The 20,692-nt window shown below is 41.3% G+C and carries 17 protein-coding genes; 7 read left to right on the plus strand and 10 right to left on the minus strand.

Annotation, left to right across the window (positions count from 1 at the left end; translation table 11 throughout):
• Nucleotides 1–133: 133 nt before the first annotated feature.
• The 4 genes from Q0954_RS26140 to Q0954_RS26155 form a co-directional block, all read right to left on the minus strand.
• Complete coding sequence (locus Q0954_RS26140) at nt 134–709, minus strand: hypothetical protein (protein ID WP_299462082.1); 576 nt, start codon at nt 707–709, stop codon at nt 134–136.
• Between the two features lie 307 nt (nt 710–1,016).
• On the minus strand, nt 1,017–1,949 hold the full coding sequence (locus Q0954_RS26145; protein WP_299462085.1) for a GNAT family N-acetyltransferase: 933 nt from the start codon (nt 1,947–1,949) through the stop codon (nt 1,017–1,019).
• Nucleotide 1,950: 1 nt separating this feature from the next.
• Nucleotides 1,951–2,772, minus strand: coding sequence for a 1-acyl-sn-glycerol-3-phosphate acyltransferase (locus Q0954_RS26150; protein WP_299462088.1), 822 nt, complete (start codon nt 2,770–2,772; stop codon nt 1,951–1,953).
• Between the two features lie 293 nt (nt 2,773–3,065).
• Entirely contained in the window at nt 3,066–4,433 is a 1,368-nt protein-coding gene (locus Q0954_RS26155; protein WP_299462091.1) for a 1-acyl-sn-glycerol-3-phosphate acyltransferase, read from the minus strand.
• 359 nt (nt 4,434–4,792) lie between these two features.
• Between Q0954_RS26155 and Q0954_RS26160 the strand changes: the two genes are divergently transcribed.
• Nucleotides 4,793–5,053: an acyl-CoA-binding protein gene (locus tag Q0954_RS26160; RefSeq protein WP_299462094.1), complete on the plus strand. Its 261-nt coding sequence runs from the start codon at nt 4,793–4,795 to the stop codon at nt 5,051–5,053.
• A 151-nt stretch (nt 5,054–5,204) separates the two neighbouring features.
• Here the strand turns inward: Q0954_RS26160 and Q0954_RS26165 are convergent, their stop codons facing one another.
• The 3 genes from Q0954_RS26165 to radA all read right to left on the minus strand — a co-directional run bounded on the left by Q0954_RS26165 (nt 5,205) and on the right by radA (nt 8,428).
• On the minus strand, nt 5,205–5,720 hold the full coding sequence (locus tag Q0954_RS26165; protein ID WP_299462097.1) for a DUF2480 family protein: 516 nt from the start codon (nt 5,718–5,720) through the stop codon (nt 5,205–5,207).
• A gap of 61 nt (nt 5,721–5,781) precedes the next feature.
• Entirely contained in the window at nt 5,782–6,474 is a 693-nt protein-coding gene (gene tsaB / locus Q0954_RS26170) for a tRNA (adenosine(37)-N6)-threonylcarbamoyltransferase complex dimerization subunit type 1 TsaB (protein ID WP_299462100.1), read from the minus strand.
• 559 nt (nt 6,475–7,033) lie between these two features.
• Complete coding sequence (radA, locus tag Q0954_RS26175; protein ID WP_299462103.1) at nt 7,034–8,428, minus strand: DNA repair protein RadA; 1,395 nt, start codon at nt 8,426–8,428, stop codon at nt 7,034–7,036.
• A 708-nt stretch (nt 8,429–9,136) separates the two neighbouring features.
• Here radA and Q0954_RS26180 point away from each other — a divergent pair.
• Together Q0954_RS26180 and Q0954_RS26185 are read left to right on the plus strand one after the other, a co-directional pair.
• Entirely contained in the window at nt 9,137–10,096 is a 960-nt protein-coding gene (locus tag Q0954_RS26180) for a peptidase (RefSeq protein WP_299462106.1), read from the plus strand.
• A gap of 516 nt (nt 10,097–10,612) precedes the next feature.
• Nucleotides 10,613–11,422 carry a DNA alkylation repair protein gene (locus tag Q0954_RS26185; RefSeq protein WP_299462108.1) on the plus strand — a complete coding sequence of 270 codons (810 nt, stop codon included), beginning with the start codon at nt 10,613–10,615 and terminating at the stop codon, nt 11,420–11,422.
• 76 nt (nt 11,423–11,498) lie between these two features.
• On the opposite strand, the gene Q0954_RS26190 is transcribed toward Q0954_RS26185, so the two are convergent.
• A complete protein-coding gene (locus Q0954_RS26190) occupies nt 11,499–12,503 on the minus strand; it encodes a DJ-1/PfpI family protein (RefSeq protein ID WP_299462111.1) in 1,005 nt (334 codons plus the stop codon).
• A gap of 803 nt (nt 12,504–13,306) precedes the next feature.
• On the opposite strand from Q0954_RS26190, the gene Q0954_RS26195 reads away from it, so the two are divergent.
• Both Q0954_RS26195 and cydB read left to right on the plus strand, forming a co-directional pair.
• Complete coding sequence (locus Q0954_RS26195) at nt 13,307–14,695, plus strand: cytochrome ubiquinol oxidase subunit I (RefSeq protein ID WP_299462114.1); 1,389 nt, start codon at nt 13,307–13,309, stop codon at nt 14,693–14,695.
• Nucleotides 14,696–14,701: 6 nt separating this feature from the next.
• Nucleotides 14,702–15,739: a cytochrome d ubiquinol oxidase subunit II gene (cydB, locus tag Q0954_RS26200; RefSeq protein ID WP_299462117.1), complete on the plus strand. Its 1,038-nt coding sequence runs from the start codon at nt 14,702–14,704 to the stop codon at nt 15,737–15,739.
• Between the two features lie 299 nt (nt 15,740–16,038).
• Here the strand turns inward: cydB and Q0954_RS26205 are convergent, their stop codons facing one another.
• On the minus strand, nt 16,039–16,404 hold the full coding sequence (locus tag Q0954_RS26205; RefSeq protein ID WP_299462120.1) for a cupin domain-containing protein: 366 nt from the start codon (nt 16,402–16,404) through the stop codon (nt 16,039–16,041).
• 571 nt (nt 16,405–16,975) lie between these two features.
• Here Q0954_RS26205 and Q0954_RS26210 point away from each other — a divergent pair.
• Both Q0954_RS26210 and Q0954_RS26215 read left to right on the plus strand, forming a co-directional pair.
• Nucleotides 16,976–18,124 (plus strand): J domain-containing protein, encoded by a 1,149-nt coding sequence (locus Q0954_RS26210; RefSeq protein ID WP_299462123.1) that lies wholly within the window; start codon nt 16,976–16,978, stop codon nt 18,122–18,124.
• Between the two features lie 443 nt (nt 18,125–18,567).
• The gene (locus Q0954_RS26215; protein WP_299462126.1) at nt 18,568–19,641 is read left to right on the plus strand and encodes a hypothetical protein; all 1,074 of its coding nucleotides are present in this window, start codon (nt 18,568–18,570) and stop codon (nt 19,639–19,641) included.
• Between the two features lie 35 nt (nt 19,642–19,676).
• Here Q0954_RS26215 and Q0954_RS26220 read toward each other — a convergent pair whose 3' ends face one another.
• The gene (locus Q0954_RS26220) at nt 19,677–20,471 is read right to left on the minus strand and encodes a M949_RS01915 family surface polysaccharide biosynthesis protein (protein WP_299462129.1); all 795 of its coding nucleotides are present in this window, start codon (nt 20,469–20,471) and stop codon (nt 19,677–19,679) included.
• Nucleotides 20,472–20,692: the final 221 nt, after the last annotated feature.

A 20,692-nucleotide genomic window follows, 5' to 3' on the forward strand; every position in this document is an offset into this window, starting at 1 on the left:
AATAATGCAAATCAATTGAATTTGTTCAAAAGTGTCTAATTGTCAACCCAAGGTCAACCTATTTCAGGCATGGACAAAGTTGCACTTGCTGCTTGTAGCTAAGGACTTGTCCCTACAGAGGCTCCCAACTAATCTATTCTACACTAAAAGAAATATTATAAGTGCGCGCCAGCATAGTGCTTTGCTGGTACAAAAACCAGTCGGAGTGGATGAGCGTAGTTTTTTCCGCGTTTTGAATAAACTTATTGATATGTCTTATTAGCCTTCGTGGTCTCATTTTTAGCAATTTCTGAGGGTTCAAACAGTGTTGACCAACGCATGACTCTTTATGAGAAGCGATGCCAAGGTAAAGGCTTTTGGTCCATTGAAGCTTAGCCAATACATCGGTTATATACTCCTCAAATTCTTCTGGAAAACGCAGCGCATTTACTTTTTCGAGCACCTCATCTATAGTTTTTACATAGTCAAAAAACTGTTCGGCAAACCCTTGTTTTAAATTATACTGTTGGTGTTGTTGCCAGCAGTTGCACAAAGCCCTAAAGCCTCGTTCCTGGCACGGCACATCGCTAAGTATGGTGGTCAGTGCATTGAGTTCATTAATATTGAAAAAAGCTCCTTCGTGTTTGAGTTCCACCTCTAAGTTTTCAAAATTGTTAAACCTTACACGAGTCACTGGTTTTTGGCAATTTTCTAAAGCAAATGCATCCATTTTTAATAAGTGTTTTGGTGTTTATTTATTTTGTGGTGTAGTAGTAATAATAGTAGTTGTAATAGAGTAATGCACTTGTAGCGTTTTTGTACTTAGGATCGGGGCAAAAAAATAAGCCACCAGAATTTTTCTGATGGCTTGACTAAAAAACTGAGCGTTAAGTAGGGAGGGGCTATTGAGCACAAAAACAGCTGTAGATTCAAATGTGATATCTGTCAAGTCGCTACTATGCAGTAAAAGCAGGTGCTTGAAACAACCATTGAACCCATTGGCCGAAAAGCTCCCAAACACTTAAAACCTGGCATCTTTATCGTCTAATAGATTCAATATGGCGGGTTTTTTTATCTTCATAAATATCTTTAATCTTCACCATTATACCTATTTCTTCCACCCCTCCAAAGTCGGGGTTTACGGCAGTGCCAAAGGTTTTCATAGTAGGCGACAGGTGCATATATATATTTACCAAAGGAGGTACAATTTCTTTGCGCTCACGGACGTATTGGTTCAATACCTTAAAGCCTTCTTTAAAATTGAGCCCCTCCAGCATTTGGTCAAAAGCCTCGCGGTCATACTCTAGCTCCAGCGGATACTTAGAGGTCATCAATTGCTCGTCATCGGGGAAGTAATAGTGCATAAAATGCAATAAAAAGCTCTTACATTCCAGGTTATAATGTGGATACATGGTCGCCTTGCCGAAGAAATATTCCACCTCAGGGTTCATCACTGTAATAATGCCCAACCCATCCCAAATGTTATCAAGGGCAAACAAACCCTTTCGGGGAGAGTTCATAGGTTGATAAGCAGTTTGTACCCAGCTTCGTCCCAGTTCAATGGTTTTGGGGAGGTATTCTTTGACAAACTTGTCTTCAAAGGTAAAATAATGCTCGGTACTCAGGGCAGTTTTACCACTTTCATTATTGAGCACATCGGCACATTTGATAAAACGATAACCACTGATGATTTCCTCGTCCTGAGGGTCCCAAACAATCAACTGCTGGTAACACTGTTCGCAAGTATCCAGTTCGTCAATATCCAATGCTTTGCCAGTGCCTCCTCCAGCACCTCTGAAAGCCTCCTCTCTTAAGCGCCCAATTTCTCTTAGTATATTAGGAGCATTGTGGTAATTGACCACATAAATTTCATTTTCTCCTTTACGTGTATAGCGCACAAAACGCTCTTTGCTTAGTTCTTTCTTCAGCAAATCCCTGCTCACAGGTGGTATAATAGTTTGTTCTGCCATTTTATCTATCTAACTGATAAACTTTATTCTTTATTTCTTCTGCCCATTCAGCGTCACTTTTGATTTTCCGGTCGAGGTCGTTCGATACAATCGGTTTACCAAAAATAACCTTCATTTTCTTATTTCTTTGCTTAAACATTTCATTCACCAGGTAGAGCATCTCTATATTGGTTTTTACGCCTACTTTAGTTCTCATGTTCGACAGGCGATAAAAAAAGTTAGACAACTCTCCATCTATATAAGTAGGTATAATAAGCCTCTGGTGTTTTCTTGCCCTGGTTATAAATGTTTTCTTCCATTCAAGATCACGTATTTCCCCTTTTTTCTTTCGGCTCACCAGCCCCGCCGGAAACACGCAAATAAGTTGATCAGTAGCAAAAAGTTCATCTACTTTTCTCAACGATTCTTTCACATTTTTACCGTGTTTGTTTACTCCCACAAACATTCCTTGGAGGTTGACAAGATTCATTAAAACATCATTAACGATAAATTTTATATCTGTTCTTTTTTGTTTGAGTAAGGTTACTATAGCCATCGCATCCATGCCACCCAAGGGATGATTAATGGCAAGAATACAACCACCCTTTTCGGGGACGTTGTCAAGCCCCTGCGTAGTAAGCTGAATGTTGAAATGCTTGATAACTTCTTCGCAAAACTCAATATTTAATTTATCCTTATTATTTTCAATTACCTCATTTATTTCATCTTCGTGTAAGATATTTTTTAAGTACTTTACCACAAAGCCAGGTGTCCATTTGAGCAACTTAGGATTCTTGTCGGCAATCACTCGCTTAATATCTATAAATTTCTGTTGATCAGACATGAAACAATAAATTTAATACAAAATAAAAGTAATAGTTGTTTTCTCAAAATATTGTAGATGTATATAATGGAATAAGCACATATATTTATTGGTCTTAAAGCTTTTAGCCATCAACAACTCTTCTGTGCAAACAACAAAACTAATAAAATTAACTTAAGTATTTAATAGGGAATTATCGTATTTTAAAAACATTGAATCAAATATGATAAAAAAAACAAAACCTCCTTAAATAATTCAACATTATTTGAGAAGGTCTATATTTTTTTTGTCAAGTCATGCCCCAAGGCAAAAATCTAATCTTCTTCGCGGCTAAACCCTTTGATCAGGGTGGGAATCCAACCTACCAATGGTACATAGAGCAGCAATACTTCGGGATTTTTGAGAATAGTATCAGTGGCAGTTTTAACCAACCCTACCAGTGACTCTTCGCGGGGTTTTTCGTTGAGGTAAGCTTCTTTGTATGCTTCACGGGCGTCTTCAGCCAGTTGGGCAAGGCGTGTCTTAAAACGACGGTAGCGGCGTTCGTGCTCGGTAAATAAAAATGGCCAGGCTATAGGCACAAAGTAAGGAAGCTTGCTAAAGTTTTGTAAAATAGTACGGAAGAAACCACCCCAGTCATAAGGGTTTTGTCCATACATCTCTACCATGCGGCTTAGCTCTGCCTGCATATTTTTCTGAATTTTTTTGCTAATTGCTCTAAACTCTTCCAAAGTAATCTCTTCAAAAGGTTTGTCAATCATTTCATACGGCTTGATACGTTTGCCACGTACATAGGTAAGTTTTGCCGGAGCGGCAAAATAAAACATCCAGGGCTGAAGCAAAATAAGGGTGGTAAGTGGGCCTACCGGAATAAAAGGAATGCCAATGCTTTGAACAATGTCATCGAGCCATTTCAGGCTATAGCTGAATGGATTGATATATTCGGCATTGATGGTGGCAAAAGGAATAATATCTGTTTTGTATTTGATGCTCATGCGCACTGCCGATGATGACACCCGCTGTAGTTGGTATCGTTTGTCAAACCCCTTGCCTATGCCCTTGATGCCCTCTGGGTAAATCAAAAAATTGGACTCGCCATAGTGCATCATAGTTTCAAAATTGAGCGATGTAGCATCAATTCCTCCCGCTCTTTTCCAAAAATTATGGATCAAAAACGGATTCATCAGGTTGGTTTGTGATAGCATAGGCGACGCCAACCCCCTAGCTGCTTTGTCTAACTTGTACCCGTTCATTTTCATCAAGGCTGACGCAAACACCATCCCATCCCAGGGGAAAGCCATCCCCGAATGATTGCTGACAAAAATAAGTGGGCGTTTAGGGTTATTTCTTGCTGGAAACTCGCCCAATTCTTCGTCAAAACCGATAAGTGTAGCCCTAAAATAATACTTATCTATTGGTTCCAGCAACTTGGCGAGGCTCTTGGCATAGTCAAGGTCAAAAAACTCCTCAAATATATGGGTGTTGTCTTTTATTTCCTGGGTAAGCAATTCATCGTCAGCAGCCATTACTTCTTCGGCTACTACTTCCACAATTTCTTCGCTGGTTGTAGCATCAGGGTTGGCAGTTGGTATTTGCAACTCTGATGTTTTTGTTGCTACATTTGGGGTACTCTGCGGAGCAGTGGCAGTTTTTGCTTCTTTTTGGGTGATTTTTTTTGCCATAATTCAGTGTAAGAAGTATTTTGAGGGCGAGATTTGAAAGGCCACTATTGCAGTTATACCCGGCAAATCAATTTATAAATACGCCCTAAGGTCGTAAGTCGTTTGTGATACAAAACCCTGAAACCTTATGGTTGATTAGGTAGTGTACCCAAATTTAATAAAAAATAGAATAAATAGGTTGATTTTTTTACTATAAATTGCCTAAAACTTACATTTAAAATATTTACGTTTAAGCAAAGTATTGATAAACAGGGGTATACAAGCGAGTAAGATTTCTGTTTATTAATGACTACCAGTCATTAAATTACTGATAACATTGTATTTTTTTTATAACTCTTTAAATATTTAATTTTTCAGACATGGGATTAACAGAAGATTTCGAAGCCGCAGCAGCACGTTCCAAACAATTGACCAAACGCCCCAGCAACGAAGAATTGCTACAGATGTATGCCTTGTTTAAGCAAGCCAGCCAGGGCGATGTAAGCGGTAGCCGCCCCGGAATGATGGATTTTAAGGGGAGAGCCAAATATGACGCCTGGGCAAAAATAAAAGGCAAGGACAGCGAAGATGCCAAACAAGAGTATGTAAACCTGGTAAATGGCTTGTTTGAGAAGGAGTAAGCCTGCAACGTAGAAAATCATGATTAAAAAAAGGCAAAGAATTCAATAGTGAATCCTTTGCCTTTTGTTTGTACAGAGTGCAATAAGGGCGAGAGCTTGCCTTGATTTAGGGTGTTTTACAAGTGCTTTGGCAAATCATAAGAAAAAACGCTTACTTCTTTTTCCTTTGTTTAAATAAAGGCACTGTGCTGCAAGGTTCGCCATACATCATGGTGGCCACTACCGGGCGCAGCAAACGGGTAAGCTCTACATAAGCATATTCGGGAATGGGCAAATCGCCGCAACCTTTGATGACAACTTTTTTGTCGCGAAACTCTTCTACCTCAATGTTATTAAGCGCTTGTTGAAACAAAGCTTGTTCTAGAACTGCTAAGTCGCCAAAAACAAAATGATGAGCATAAGGCTCAAGCTGTAGTGCCAGCAACATATACGCCCAGGTGGGCACTATGGCATCTACCGAACAGATAATGGCTACATTTTTATCCTGGTATTGGCTCCAGTCATGTGTTTTTACAAACGCCCTGAAATCTTTTTCCCGTAGAATCATTTCCTGAAAAAGATTGTCTTTTATATCATAAACCACCCGTTCGTGGTGGCTGTAGTAGTCTTCCAAATTAAACGTAATAAGAGCGCTTTGCGCTACCCGGTTTACAATTTCGTCTTCCATAGTTTTTTGTTTTAACCCATCAAAAGCAAAGTCGATAAGCACACATGACAAAAGATGGTAGTTACAATTTAAACTTTTTGGTGGGCTTAAGCGCCACAAAATCTTTGAGGTAAAAAGGCTCAAAGTAAGCCAGATCTTCTGTTTGCCCTTGTACAAAAGCTTTGTGCGCCAATTGACCCACCGAGCGGGCTGTTGGGTGGAAATTGTCAACAAATAAAGCGTTGGAATTGTTCCCTAATACTTCTTTACATTTGGCTGCCCCGTCGCCAAAAAATACCACTTTTTGAGTGCTCAAAATCTCTTCAAAAGAATTCGCGTCTATAATTTTGGCTTCGGTGGCCTGTTGTTCTTGCAAGTCTTCGTCATACATAGCACAGTACACCTCCATGCGGCGGGCGTCTATCATAGGGCAAAACCAGTGTTTGTCTACCGCAGTGTGTTGCATAGCGGCTGCCATGGCGTGCAATGAATTGATAGCCACCAAGGGCTTGTCAAGGGCAAAGCATAAGCCCTTGGCAGTGGCAGTGCCAATGCGCAGCCCAGTATAAGAGCCAGGACCTTTGCCTAATGCTATTGCGTCCAGATCTTCTAGTTTTTGTTGGGCATGGCTCACCACATCTTCTATAAGAGAAGTAAGCATGACCGAATGTGATTGTGCTACCCAAAGCGTAGCATCACCTAATAGCTCACCTTCCTGGTGCAGTGCCACCGAACAAACTTTGGTGGAGGTTTCTATACTTACAATTAAACTCAAGATTAATTTTGTTTATTCAGCTCTAAAAAATTAAGGCAAAGTTAAAAAATGAGGTTGTTATAAAAAATATTTGTCGAAGGTGAAAGCTACCCTTGTCACCGAATTGTTCATTACTACTTGAGCAACTGGCCATTTGGTGGTTCTCTAAGGTGCTCCCGACTGACTGAGCGACCAAAGTTTGAGGCTGTAGAATATGGCTGGTTGGAAGATCATTTTATTATTCCAGTATTTAGAAATAACCCTGTAGAGGCGTGTTGTAATTGTATACTTTAGTACCTGAAGATGGCGCGCGTCGTCCTCGCGCGTGCCCAACCAAGCAAATTCAACTTTTGAACTCCCCAGCAAGATTTTACTCTACAACGGCATGCGCGCCAACAACCAGTTGTTTTTTAAGTTTCAAATATTGCTGTGTGGAAGAGAAAACAAAATTATTTTTTCCTATTCTTACTTAATTTGACGGCTATGGTGTCTCCACAAATCGCCTCATCACAGCGTAGCAGGGGAGGGGGTTATCCAAAAAAGGAGCGTACTAAAATACGCCCCATCAGGTTGGTGTAGATTAACCAAACAAATCTTCAAATACCTCTTCTACCTTACCAAAGGCTTTTATTTTGATGGTATAATTGCTCTGATTTACGCTCTTGAGGGCATATTTAGAAATGTATATTTCTTTGAAACCCAGCTTTTCGGCTTCCGAAATACGATTTTCCACCTTGTTTACCGCCCTTATTTCGCCCCCCAAGCCCACTTCTGCCGCAAAACACATGTCGTTTGACACACTGATGTCGTTGTAAGACGATGCCACCGACACACACACCGCCAAGTCTATAGCAGGGTCTTCTATCTTAAGCCCTCCGGTAATGTTCAAAAACACGTCTTGATTGCCCAGCATAAAGCCGCCTCTTTTCTCAAGCACGGCAAGCAACATATTCAACCGTTTGCCGTCGAACCCGGTACTGCTACGCTGAGGAGTACCATAGTTTGAAGTACTCACCAACGACTGCACCTCTATCAATAAAGGGCGATTGCCCTCTAGGGTTGCCCCAATAGAAATACCGCTGAGGTCATCATCGCGTTGAGAAATTAATATTTCTGAAGGATTACTTACTTCGCGCAAGCCATCACCCAACATCTCATAAATGGCCAATTCAGAGGTGGAGCCAAAGCGGTTTTTGGTGGCGCGTAAAATTCTGTATACCAGGTGGCGGTCGCCCTCAAACTGTAGTACAGTGTCTACCATGTGTTCCAGCACCTTGGGACCAGCTATGCTCCCCTCTTTGTTGATGTGCCCAATCAAAAATACTGGAGTTTGGCTTTCTTTGGCAAACTTGAGCAGCTCAGCCGTGCATTCGCGTACTTGCGATACAGTGCCTGCGCTTGACTCTAAAAAGCTGGAGTGCAAGGTTTGGATCGAGTCTATGACCAATATTTGAGGAGCAAATTCTTCTATTTGCTTAAATATATTTTGAGTAGAGGTTTCGGTCAAAATGTAGCAGTTTTCGCGGCTGGCCACCAAGCCCTCGTTTTGTTGGGTAATCCGATCGGCACGCATTTTTATCTGTTGCTCACTTTCTTCGCCCGATACATACAACACCTTCATTTGGTGCATAGTAAGGGCTATTTGTAGCATCAGGGTAGACTTGCCTATGCCTGGTTCGCCTCCAATAAGCACCAGCGAGCCAGGTACAATACCACCACCCAACACCCGGTTAAGTTCTCCGTCAGGAGTAATGACCCGTTCCTGGGCGCTAAACTTAATTTCTTTGAGCAAACGGGGTTTGTTTGCCACTTTGCGTGAGGTAGAGGTTTTCCAGTCACCTTTTTTGGCTTCTTCTTTCTGCACAATTTCTTCTACCAAAGTATTCCACGAATCACAGGAGGGGCACTTTCCCATCCATTTGGGCGATTGGTGCCCGCAACTTTGGCAAAAATAGGCTTTTTTTATCTTGGTCATTTTATTGGAGGTTAGTCATAGCCCCGACAAGGTTCTAGGGACTAGGTACACGCTGTTTAAATGCGTTGAGCTCATCACAGCAAGCGTCAGGCAATTCAAGTATAATTTATGAAACAGGTTGAACCCAACTTGTGTATCAGGCAACAAAAATTCGCAAATTTTGCTCGAAAAGCAACCACAATGCTCATATTTTTAGTAATTGTAGCGTACACCTGAGCAACTTTCCATTGTTCTACCCTCTTCTTTTAAAACCTTTTGAATTCATTTTCATAATATTCGGCGCTGTATTTAGAGCTAAGAGCTTGTTTAAAGCGTGTTTTCAGAGTTAAAAAGGTGCTAATGAAATACATTTTTAAGCACGACAACATCCACCAGAAAGGACTCTTGCTATTTAATAATCGAGTAACAATGGTTGTGTCAGTTGGACTCAGCCTTATGTTGTTGGCGTTAAGTTGAAAATCCTCCGAGTACAAGCTCAGAGTTGTAAACCGAACTTGATTCGGGGAAGTAACGGCTCATAGATACCCGAATCATTGATTTTATAATAGTGCTGTAAAGACACTGCCCTCCGAGAACAAAGCCGCCTATCCTGAACTTGATTCGGGAGAGCAGGCGAGAAAAAGAGCCTTTTTCGCGCACGTAAAAATCATCTGTTTTAACTTCGCAGACAAAATTTAAACATACTCTAAACCAAAATCTTTTTTGTTTATGTTTTTACCCGAAATAAAAAGTCTGCCTCACGAAGATATTTCTATTTTATTCAAACTTGACAATCACTCGCCCAACTATATAGTAGATTGTGGCGATGCCAGCGGGCTTACTGTAAAAGAGTGCCAAAATACTGAAGCGGTATTTATTAGTCACACCCACATCGATCATTTTATCAATTTTGATCAGATACTGCGTCATCAAATAGGCATCGAAAAACGGGTGGTCATTGTTGGGCCTAAAGATATTCACCTGCAGGTGCAAGCCAAAATACGGGGCTATAGTTGGAACCTGATCAAGCCAGGCGCCATTGTGTATGAAATAAGAGAGATTATCAGCGAAAGCGAAATACAAGTGTATGAATTAGAGCCTCCTGTATGGACACTGAAGCCGACGCATACAATACAAACCAATAACAACCCAGTATATGAAAATGAGCGTTTTAAGGTCAGTTTTACCTTGTTAGACCACAAGTTGCCCATGGTAGCTTACCTTTTTAAAGAGGCTGACAGTGTAAAAATTAACCTGGAGCAAGCAGGTTTTAGAGGAGGCGCCTGGGTGCGGGTACTCAAGCAAGCTTTTGAGGCGGGGCAAAACGACCAGGCTATAGTTGTAGAAGGCAAAAGTTATCGTGCCGAAGCATTGTATCATTTGCTTGAAGTAAAAGCGGGCGATTCGCTGGGAGTAATTATGGATCATGCGGCCAACGAAGCCAACCATCAGAAAATTAAAAAGCTGTTTACGGCTTGTCACCGGGTTTTTATCGAATGTTTTTACAAGACCGAAGAAAAAGAGCTGGCTGCCCTCAATTATCATAGCTATGCGCAAGCATCGGGTAGAATCATGCACGCATGTAGGGTGAAATCGGCCGTGCCTGTACATTTTTCGCGCAAGTATGGGGCAAAAGATATTGAGCAGATAGTGGCAGATTTTTATGCCGAGGCGAAATGGGCAAAGTAATGGAAAAACTTTATTTTTAGTAAAACTACTAAAATAACCTGAGCCATTTGACTAATCTTGTAGCCCCAGACTTCTTGAAAAAATATTGCACCAAATTAGCCGTTGGCAGAGCTCGGCACAGCAAAGCTGTAGCCATCGGTTTGGCTCATTTTACTTTTTCCGTTTTACTTACACGCAATACTCCGCAGTGATTTTAGTCAAAGTTGATTATTGATTACCTTCGGTGAGCACCGATATACATCGGTATCTAAGGACTCGCCAGAGGCTCGGTTATCAAATGGTTATAAGTTTAAAAACTGTTTAATTTAGACGTAAAACTGAAACCCTTTGAAAAATAAAGCGAGTACGCAATCTTAGTATACTGGTTTACAAATATTAACCGGGGGTAGACATTTACTCGAATCCACTTATAACTACGCTTTTTGTAAATAACTGAAAATCAGTGTTATACAAAAGTGTGGTTACTTGTAGAACGGGTGTAGCAGCGATATTCATCGGTATCTAAGGACTTGCGACTTGTCGCACCGATATGCATCGGTATCCAAGGACTTGAAGCTTGCCCCTGTAGGGGCTATGGACTACGGACTAAATGCTATAGACTATTGTACACGATTACCAATAGCCAAAAAACTATACATGATGACTAAAAAAACAGACGAATTTATTACTACCCTCGAAGCCGAGCTACAACATCACGCCAACGCGGTAGTAGCTGCCCAACAAAAGGCGTATATGAAAGATAACTTTGAGTTTTTTGGACTCAAGGCAAGCCAAAGACGAGCGGTGCAAAAACCATTTTTGGCGAAAGCCCACCTGCCTTCCAAAACCGAGGCTATAGAAATAGTAAAGGCATTATGGCAAAAGCCCCAGCGGGAGTTTCATCATATCGCTCAGGAATTGCTCGAAAAGTACATCAAAACTTTTGAGGCAACAGACATCGAACTACTGGAATGGCTTATTGTGCGCCAGTCGTGGTGGGACACCATAGACTTTATTGCACCCCGGTTGGTAGGAGGGTATATGAAAATGTATCCCAAGCAGCGCCAGGTGTGCGTAGACCAATGGTTGGCTTCCGACAATATTTGGTTGCAACGTACTTGCGTATTGTTTCAGCTTAAGTATAAAAAAGACCTTGATACCGATTTTTTAGCGTATGTCATTGGTAAACTATTGGGGTCGCAAGAGTTCTTTATCAACAAGGCCATTGGCTGGATTTTGCGTGACTATAGCCGCATAGCACCTGATTGGGTAACCCAATTTGTACAAGATACCAAGGGCTTGCATTCGCTGAGTCGCCGCGAGGCATTGCGATTGATGAAGGATTAAAGTAAGGGGACAGGTCTTTCTTCGTGAAAACCTGCCCCAAAAGCTCTTTTTAGGCATTTTAGCTACCTGAGGCACTTTACTTACCCTTACTCACTTGCCACACTTTTACAATCAGTTGGTAGTCATTTGCCTTGCCTGCCACTGGCTCAAGCTTTACTTGCCCGCTCCAGTCAGACTGATCGCTGCCCTTAAAGCGCCACTTTGCCGTTTGCTTATTGATAGACAAAGTATGGTGTGTATCATAGTGAGCCGCAATTGTTTCCCACACCTTGTCTACCTGACCAGTGGTGAGTTGCCAGCGGGCGTCCCACTGTGATACATCTCCCTGAGTTTGTTTAAAAATGATGCGACTGCTTAACTTGCGCAGTTGCCTGATCAGTCTATGGGTTCCCCTGAGGTACTTGACATCGGCAAACTCGCCACGGGCAAACTTTTTTTCGGGTTGCCAGATGTACTCTATATGCAACGCAATTTTTTGGGCATTGCCTACGCCTTGTTTTTTAGCCACCACCGCAAGCGCCGCGTCCATTCCTGCCGACAACCCCGCCGAAGTAATGATCTTGCCATTGTCTACAAAGCGTTTGTCAGTCACTACTTTTACTTTGGGAAACTGCTTGCGAAGCTTGGCAAGCGAACGATGAAATGTGGTGGCTGTTTTACCATCAAGCAAGTGGGCTTCAGCCAATATAAAAGCACCGGTACATACACTCAGCAGGTTTTGGGTTTGAGGGTATACACTTTTGAGCCAGGCCAGGGTTGCTTTGTCTTTACGCGCAGCGTTTACCTGCCCACCTGGCACTACCAAAATATCGGGCTGGGGTACATTGGCAAAACTATAATTGGGTTGTACCTTCATTTTAAAAGCGGTGCTTATCATCTGCCCGGTTTTCGATACTGTATACACATCATATCCGGCTTGCCCAAATATTTCATAAGGGCCGGTATAGTCTATAATTTGTACTCCGTCGAACAACAAAATGCCTACTTTGGTGCGGGGCTTAATGGTGCTGGCTTTTTGCAAAGGCATGTGGCAATGAGGGCAACTACCTGGCTTGTCAAAGTGTAGCCTGTCGCAGTCCATACCACAGGGAGGGCATTTATATTTTTCAGCCTTTGTATTGGCAGGCTGTGCCTCAAGGCAGGCTGTGGTGAAACATAAACAAATGCAAGTAATTAAAAGTATCCAAAAGTTTTTCATGGGTAATGAGGGACTTTAGTAAATAGTAAAACAATGACCCAAATCACGGCAAACCCTTTGGCATAATCGTCTTAAAAAGCACCTGAAATGCCCAAAAACCGAATTTGGGACTAAAAAGCAGTCAAATGAGACCTTTCTTTGGCTACAAAACTTTTAAGAATACAACCTCTTCACCCATTAATGACATACGCCCGGTATTGATCAAATAAGTGAAAGTTTTTTGTGGGCTTTGTGCATGTTTTTTACCAAAAAACTACTAGCTTCATTCACAATTATTATGACAATACTCCTCAGTGATTTTAGTCAAAGTCGGTTGCTAATTACCTTTGGTGAGCTCCCGTTGGTCGGTTATCAAACGGTTATGAGTTTAAAAACTATTTAATTAGGTGTTTAGGTGTAAAACTGAAATCCTTTGAAAAATAAAGCAAGTAAGCAATCTTAATATAAAATGCTGGTTTACAGCATTTAACAAGGTGAACATTTATTCGAGTCAGCTTCTAACTACGCTTTTTATAAGTTGCTAAAAATCAACGTGATACAAAAGCGTGGTTACTTGTGGAACAAGGTATACCTAGAACCTTGCACCTAGTCCCTAGTGGAGGCTATGCCGACATCCCGTTTACGGGGAACCTTGTCGGGGCTATGGACTATTGTTATGATACACCATCCAAAAAAATAATTGTTTTATGGATACAGAAATACTGGCAAGAATCCAATTTGCTTTTACGGTATCGTTCCATTATATCTACCCGCCCTTAAGCATTGGGCTAGGCTTACTCCTTGTGGTGTTTGAGTCGCTTTACCTCAAAACCAAAAATGAAGAATATCATCAACTCGCTAAATTTTGGACTAAAATATTTGCCCTTACTTTTGGTATTGGGGTAGTTACCGGAATTGTCATGGAGTTTGAGTTTGGCACCAACTGGGCGGTATACTCCCGTTATGTGGGCGATGTATTTGGCAGTGCTTTGGCGGCAGAGGGTATTTTTGCCTTTGCCCTCGAAAGCGGCTTTTTGGGTGTCTTGCTTTTTGGCTGGAACCGAGTCAAACCCTGGGTACATTTAGTATCTACTATAGGCGTATTTTTGGGCTCTATGTTTTCGGCCATTTGGATAGTAGTGGCCAACAGCTGGCAACAAACTCCGGCAGGTTACCACATCGTAGGTAAAGGCATGCATGCCCGTGCAGAAATCACCGACTTTTGGGCAATGGTGTTCAACCCTTCAAGCGTAGACCGTTTGTTGCATGTATGGTTGGGGGCTTTTTTGGCGGGGTCATTTTTAGTGCTCAGCGTACACGCCTATTATTTGGTCAAAGGCAAGTTTGTAACTATTTCGAAACGGGCTTTCAAAATAGCTTTGATCGTTGCTACGGTTTTTTCTTTAGGGCAACTCTTTACCGGGCACCACTCTGCCGAGGGGGTAGCAAAAAACCAACCTGCCAAGCTTGCCGCCCTAGAGGGGCACTTCGACGCCAAGGCACCCGCCGATATGTATTTGTTGGGTTGGGTAAACAAAGAAAAACAAGAAGTAACCGGACTCAAAGTTCCGGGAGGCTTGTCTTGGTTGCTTCATTATGACACCAAAGCTCCTGTGGTGGGGCTCAACGCCTTTCCCGAAAAGGATCGCCCTTCACAGGTCAATGCTATTTTCCAGTTTTACCACTTGATGGTAGCCATTGGTATGACTTTGATTGGATTGACTGTGTTGGGAAGTTTTTTGTTGTGGCGGGGTAAGTTATATAATAACAAGTGGGTACTTTGGGCGTTTGTATTTGCTGTATTTTTGCCCCAAATAGCCAATCAAGTGGGTTGGTTTGCTGCCGAAATGGGGCGCCAACCTTGGGTAGTCTATGGCTTATTACGCACCTCCGACGCATTCTCTCAGGCAGTGTCTGACAATCAAATCCTTTTTTCACTCATTTTATTTCTTATGGTGTATGCTTTACTTTTCTTTTTGTTTATCTATTTGCTTACCAAAAAGATCAAGCATGGGCCTTACGACAAAAGCACAACCGAACAAAGGCCTTTTACTCAGGGAATGAGCGACGTTTTTACAAACAACAAAGATCAATAAACAACTATGGAAACTTTTTTAGGTATAGATTACCCCACCTGGTGGTTTTTGGTAGTGGGCGGGCTTTTTTCAGGGTATGCCATTCTCGACGGCTTTGACTTTGGGGCGGGTGCCTGGCATTTATTTTTCAAAAAAGAACAAAGTCGACGCATTGCCCTCAATGCCATTGGACCAGTGTGGGACGGCAACGAAGTATGGCTGGTGATTGGGGGGGGCGCCCTGTTTGCTGGATTTCCGGTATTGTATGCCACCTTGTTTTCGGCCATGTATACCCCTTTTATGCTGTTTTTGGTTTTTATTATATTTAGGGCAATTGCCATCGAGTTTCGCAGCAAAGAAGAAGGCAAGCTTTGGCGCAAAACCTGGGATATATGCTACAGTGTGTCCAGTATTATGCTTGCTTTTTTGTTGGGAGTAGTACTGGGCAATGTATTGCAAGGCATTGCCATAGATGAAAAATACCAATACCAGGGCGCAGGTTTCTTTGAGTTTCTCAATCCTTATGCCTTGATGACAGGCTGCACTACGCTGGCGTTGTTTATGGTACACGGGGCTATTTATCTTTTGCTCAAAACCGAAGGGCGCTTATACGCTAAACTTACTATTTTGCTCAAACGAGCCATCATCTTTTTTATGGTCACATTTGGCATTACCTCGCTGTATACATTGCTTTACATTCCTCACCTCTCCGATGATTTTAAATCTTCTCCTGGTTTGTTTATTGTACCTGTACTTACTTTTTTGAGCATAGCCAATGTACCCCGGCTTGCCAGCAAAAAAAACTACGGATATGCCTTCTTTTTTTCTTCGCTTACTATAGGTTTGCTGTTGGTACTGGTGGCCATAGAGTTGTACCCTACCCTGTTAATTTCTACCCTCAACCCTCAGTATAATATAGATGTATACAAAGCTGCCTCATCGACCAAATCAATGGGTATTATGCTTACTTTTGTGGCCATTGGTACCCCGCTTGTGTTGGGGTATACTATATTTGTCTATAAAACATTTAAAGGGAAAGTGAAACTGGATGAGCATAGTTATTAGCCTTGATAAGGGGCTAGTACCTCAACCTCTAAATACCTGATACATTATTTTGGCGATATTCGCACCCTGACTTTACTTAAAAAATATCGCATAGCTATGGCTATGCTCAATTTTTGAAGTTCGTCAGAGAACAAATCTCATCCAAAATAAATAGTGCATTTACTTAGAGGATAAGGTACTAGACTCTAGGTGTTAGGTACACCCTATAGGCGACTAAAAAAAGATCATAGCACACTTATTTTCAGTGAGTTATAAACTTATTAGTTAGAAAAACCAAACAACAAGTAAGCTACAAGCCCTTAATACTGTTGGTCCTCTATCGACTTGGTAATAGCCGTTTGTACCTTGCCTGTATGGGCAGTCGTTTTGTTTTCAATCAACATGACCAAACACTCGTGCTGAGACGATACCCGGTGTTGTGTGCCTCGGCTTACAATATGCATATCGCCCTGATGCATAGTAAAAGGCTTGTCGCCTTCAATTTGCATCAAGAGGGAACCTTCTACTATATAAAAAAGCTCGTCTTCGTGCTCGTGGGCGTGCCAGGGAACCTCTTCTCCTTTTATCTTGGCAAGTTTGATATATACATCGTTTACCTCGCCAATAATTTTGGGTGAAAAATATTTTTCTACCTCTTGAAATGCTTCTTTTAAATTTATCATCATTGTTTGGTTTATGGTTGGTAGTGGTGAGTTTTTATAATTGACTTTTTGAAACCGTACACTTTTTTATAGCAGATAAGTCTTGATTTTTTTGATAGTTTTACAGCATAAAAATAGCTGCTAATCTGCTGAGTTGTAGAATAAAACCTGGTTTCGTTTTCCTCAGGCATCCGTTCATTTTTTTCTTTAGCTAAAAAAACGAACCAAAAAAAGCCACCGCTGTAGTTTGCCTGGCTAAAATTTGTTTCATTACGCCGAAACAGCTCAAACATTCCCTCGTTCCTCGGTCAGTGATCTGTTTTACGGCTTCATTTCTCAAATTTCTTAACGCCCACAAACTAAGGCGGAAAGTAAAGGCGCTGTTTTTCAAGCACTTTTGAGACTGATAAAATTAAACTCTGCACAAGCATTAGTAGTGAAAAATTAGTGTACGGTTTTGAAAATTGACTTTAAACAAAAACCAACAAGGACTGCCATTATCTTAATGTTTGACTAAAAAGCCTTTTTAACTCCTTTTAAAGACAGTTTTTTTGGTTAGTTTTGTGTAACATTTAAAATTAACTCCTTTTTACCCATGAGCAACAATAACGAGATTGTACCAGTAATTGGCAAGAAAGACCAAAGCCCTTTATCTAAGCTACAAAAACAATTTAATTATCGCACCAAACGTATTAAAAACCTAAAAAAGAAAATTGACTTGTTCAAGGAACGCATTGATACTTATACTGTGCGTTTTCACAAAGAAATTATGCCTATCGAAGACCAGATGATAGAAGAAAAGGTCGAGTTTTTGAAAATACTTGACGAGTCACACGCAGATCGTTTTTTTAAGAAAAAAGAAAAGAAGATCATCAGCCAAATTATTGAACAAGAAGCTTTTGAACTCATTCAACAGTTGGGCATGGAAGAGTTGATAGAGTTGCACGATAAACACGCAGAAGTAGACTACACCACTAGTATAAAAAACGAAAAGGAGTCTGGCGAGGTGTTCGCCAAAACTTTTATTGAAGAAATGTTTGGTGTAAAAGTGGACGAGGTGGGTGATTTGAATGATCCAGAAGCTTTTTTTGACTTGCAGGAAGAGGTAATGAAGCAAATGGAAGAGCGAGAGCAAGCGTACCGAGCGCAGCGAAAGCAACGAAAAAAAACCACAGCTCAGCAAAAAAAAGAAGAAGAACGGGAGCAAAAGATGAAGGAAGAAGCCCAGAACCTGAGCAAAACCAGTCGTACCATTTATACCAGTTTGGTAAAAGAGTTGCACCCTGACGCAGAGCCAGACGAAACCGAGAAAGCCCGCAAAACTGAGATTATGAAAAAGGTGACGGAGGCTTATAAAAACAACGATTTTTTTGAATTATTACGTTTACAAATCGAATACAAACAAGGAGAGACGAATATAGAAAACCTACAAAATGATCAACTGGTATATTACAACCAGATTTTGATGGAGCAAGTGCGTGATTTGCAGCAAGAAGAATACATGTTGATGTACCCACCTCCTCCACTCAATCAGATTTTTCAGAGCATAGACATGACCAAAACTTATTTGAAAGATCAGTTTACGGTAGGCGTGTTCAGGGCAAAAAATGAATTGAAAATGTATAAGAACACCAACAAGTATGTGAGCGATAAGAAGAAGCTACGCAAATACCTCAAAGACTTTGTACAACAGCCCACCCCTGAGGAAGATTTTTTTGGTTTTGATGGTTTTTTTGGGGCATAGCCTATATAGTATACTTGGTGTGTTTGCCCATCTTTATTGTAGTCAATAGACTTTTAATAAAATAGCATTTTACACCTGCCAGGTTTTGTAGTGCAGTCTGTAGACTTTTAATAAAACAGCATTTTACACCTGCCAGGTTTTGAAAACCTGGCAGGTGTGGGTAGACTTCTCTTTATTATAGGTTTGCAAATATTAAATTTCAACTGCCTATACTACAAAACCTGGCAGATGTAGGTAGACTTTCCTTTGTTATAGGTTTTAAAATACTTGATGCCATACTACTAGACATTTTGGCTCAAGCTGGCAGTGAAGACACTGCCAGCGGCGCGTCCGCCTCGGGTTGTGTCTTCACAACCGAAAAATGTATAGTAGTATGACTTGATGCAACTATTAAATTTCAATTGTCTATACTACAGTTGGGTAAGGAAATACGGATGAAAATTATGGACAAAACACTGCCTATCATTAGCCAACAGGCAAAGTTGAACGATGCCCAGGCTACTTTTAATACGTACATTTTGAAAATAAGTGAACTAAAGACCGAAATAGCCGAGGTAGAAAAGCAAATTGAAGCGGCTAAAGTACGCATAGACCAAGAAATAACCCCATTGCAAGAGCAGGTGATAGATTGCCGCCAGGCGTATGTAGAGCGACTTGACGAAGCCTGTGAGATGTTTTACTATAGTATGTATGAAAAACGCCAGATGATGGCAATGATTTTAGAGGAAGGGTTTACCCTGATTAGCCAGGCAGGGCGCAAACAACTAAAGCCCGTGTATGATAAGTATGCTACTACTCCTTACGACGCCCAGGAACAAGAAGCAAATCAGGCGGCCAATGAGTTTATCAGAGATTTTGTAAAAGACAGTTTTGGGGTAGAAGCAAATGAACTGGATTTGGAGGATTGGGATAGTTTTAAGGAATTAAGTAAAAAATTGCCCAAAGCAGTCAGCGAATCAGAGGTTTTTTTGGCTGGCGCTGACCTGAAAAAACAAAGCCGTACCTTGTATACACACCTCGCCAAAACATTGCACCCCGATGCAGAAGCTGATGTGACAAGAAAGGAAGAAAAAAATGAGCTGATGCAAAAACTCACCAAGGCATACAAGGCAAACGATTTTTTTGAGTTGCTGCGTATGCAAACCCAATATACAGGCAAAGCAGCGGCCTTAAAACTAGACGAAGAGCAACTAGAGGCTTACAATGAAACGCTTAGACGACAGGTAATGGAGCAGGAAATTCAGCTTAAAATGTTGAAAAACCCGCCCGAACCGATGCTCAATATATATGCTGACTATTGCGGCAACTCTGCCGAAGAGGTTGCACAAAAATTTGCCAAACAACGGGCGGTTTGGTTAGAGGATTTGCATCAACATGTAGTTTTTTTGAGAGAGATAGAAGACCGTTATGCCCTGCGACGTTATTTGCGTAGCATGCGCCACGAAAAGCCCCAAAAAACCGAAGAACCCTTTGCATTGTCTGATGTTTTTCCGATACTCAAGTTTTGGGGGCTTTAGCAGTTAAAAAAGTAAACATGCCAGCTAAAAGCCTCCTACAGTTTCTCTTCCTCTACCTTTTCCCACACCTTATTTACATGCGTATGGAAAGTGGCAGGTGCTTGAGTAAAGGTGCCTGCCTTACGGGTACTTTTTATTACATGAGCATCGGCTTGGGTACCCGTACGTAACCTGGTAGTACCATGCATTTCATACATCTTCTTTGCTTCTATCATCCGTAGTGTCAGGTTAGCCGGGCTTACATCGCTCCTGCAATAGTGTTTGTAGGTAATAGTTACCTCGGCTTGCCCGTTATTGTTTACATCGGTAATGCTAAAACCTTTGGTCAGAAACTCAGCCAATACATCAAAAGGACCACACTTTTCAATCCAATAATCTCGACGATAATTGATATAAGAGTCATGTTTTTTTACCCAAAAATAAGCGTGGGCTTCTGCGCTTACCATTGGCTCCTCTATCAGGTGCCCACTGGTATCGGTTTTACCTTTTTTCTCTTCTATTTTGCCTGTTTCGGTCAATAGTACCCAATGCTCTCCCCCTTTGTCGCGCCAGTGCGCGCCATTGACCAGCTTGCCCTTATACTTTTGCATAAGCTTAGGAAGTTTGTTTTTGTCAAAGGGCAGTATCTCAAGTTTTATCGAAGGGTTGTCTCCTTTTACTTCCTGAAATAAAGCTTCTGCCTCTGTCCTTTGAGATTTATCAACCTCGCCTGTCTTAGGCTCGGTAGCTACTGTATCCTGGGTAGTTGTTTTTTTCTTTTTTTTGCCATCGCCGCAGCCTGCCATTAGTCCGCCTGCCAACAATAATACAATTACTGCAAGTTTCTTCATAAGTGTATCCATATTTGGTAATAAAAAAACCGAAAGACCTAATATATTGTCCTTCGGTCATTAAATCCAAAAATGTATCCGTTTTATTTAGTTGATGACCTGGCATAGAGAAGCAACAGTATGCCATCTAAAGAAGTGGTGAAGCATTAGACTTCTTGCGAAAGTGTTTTAAGCAGCATTTGCATTTACGAAAGTAGCAATCAGTGTCGCTCTTAGACCAA

It is taken from the genome of uncultured Microscilla sp. (assembly GCF_947493425.1).
Classification (GTDB): Bacteria; Bacteroidota; Bacteroidia; order Cytophagales; family Microscillaceae; genus Microscilla.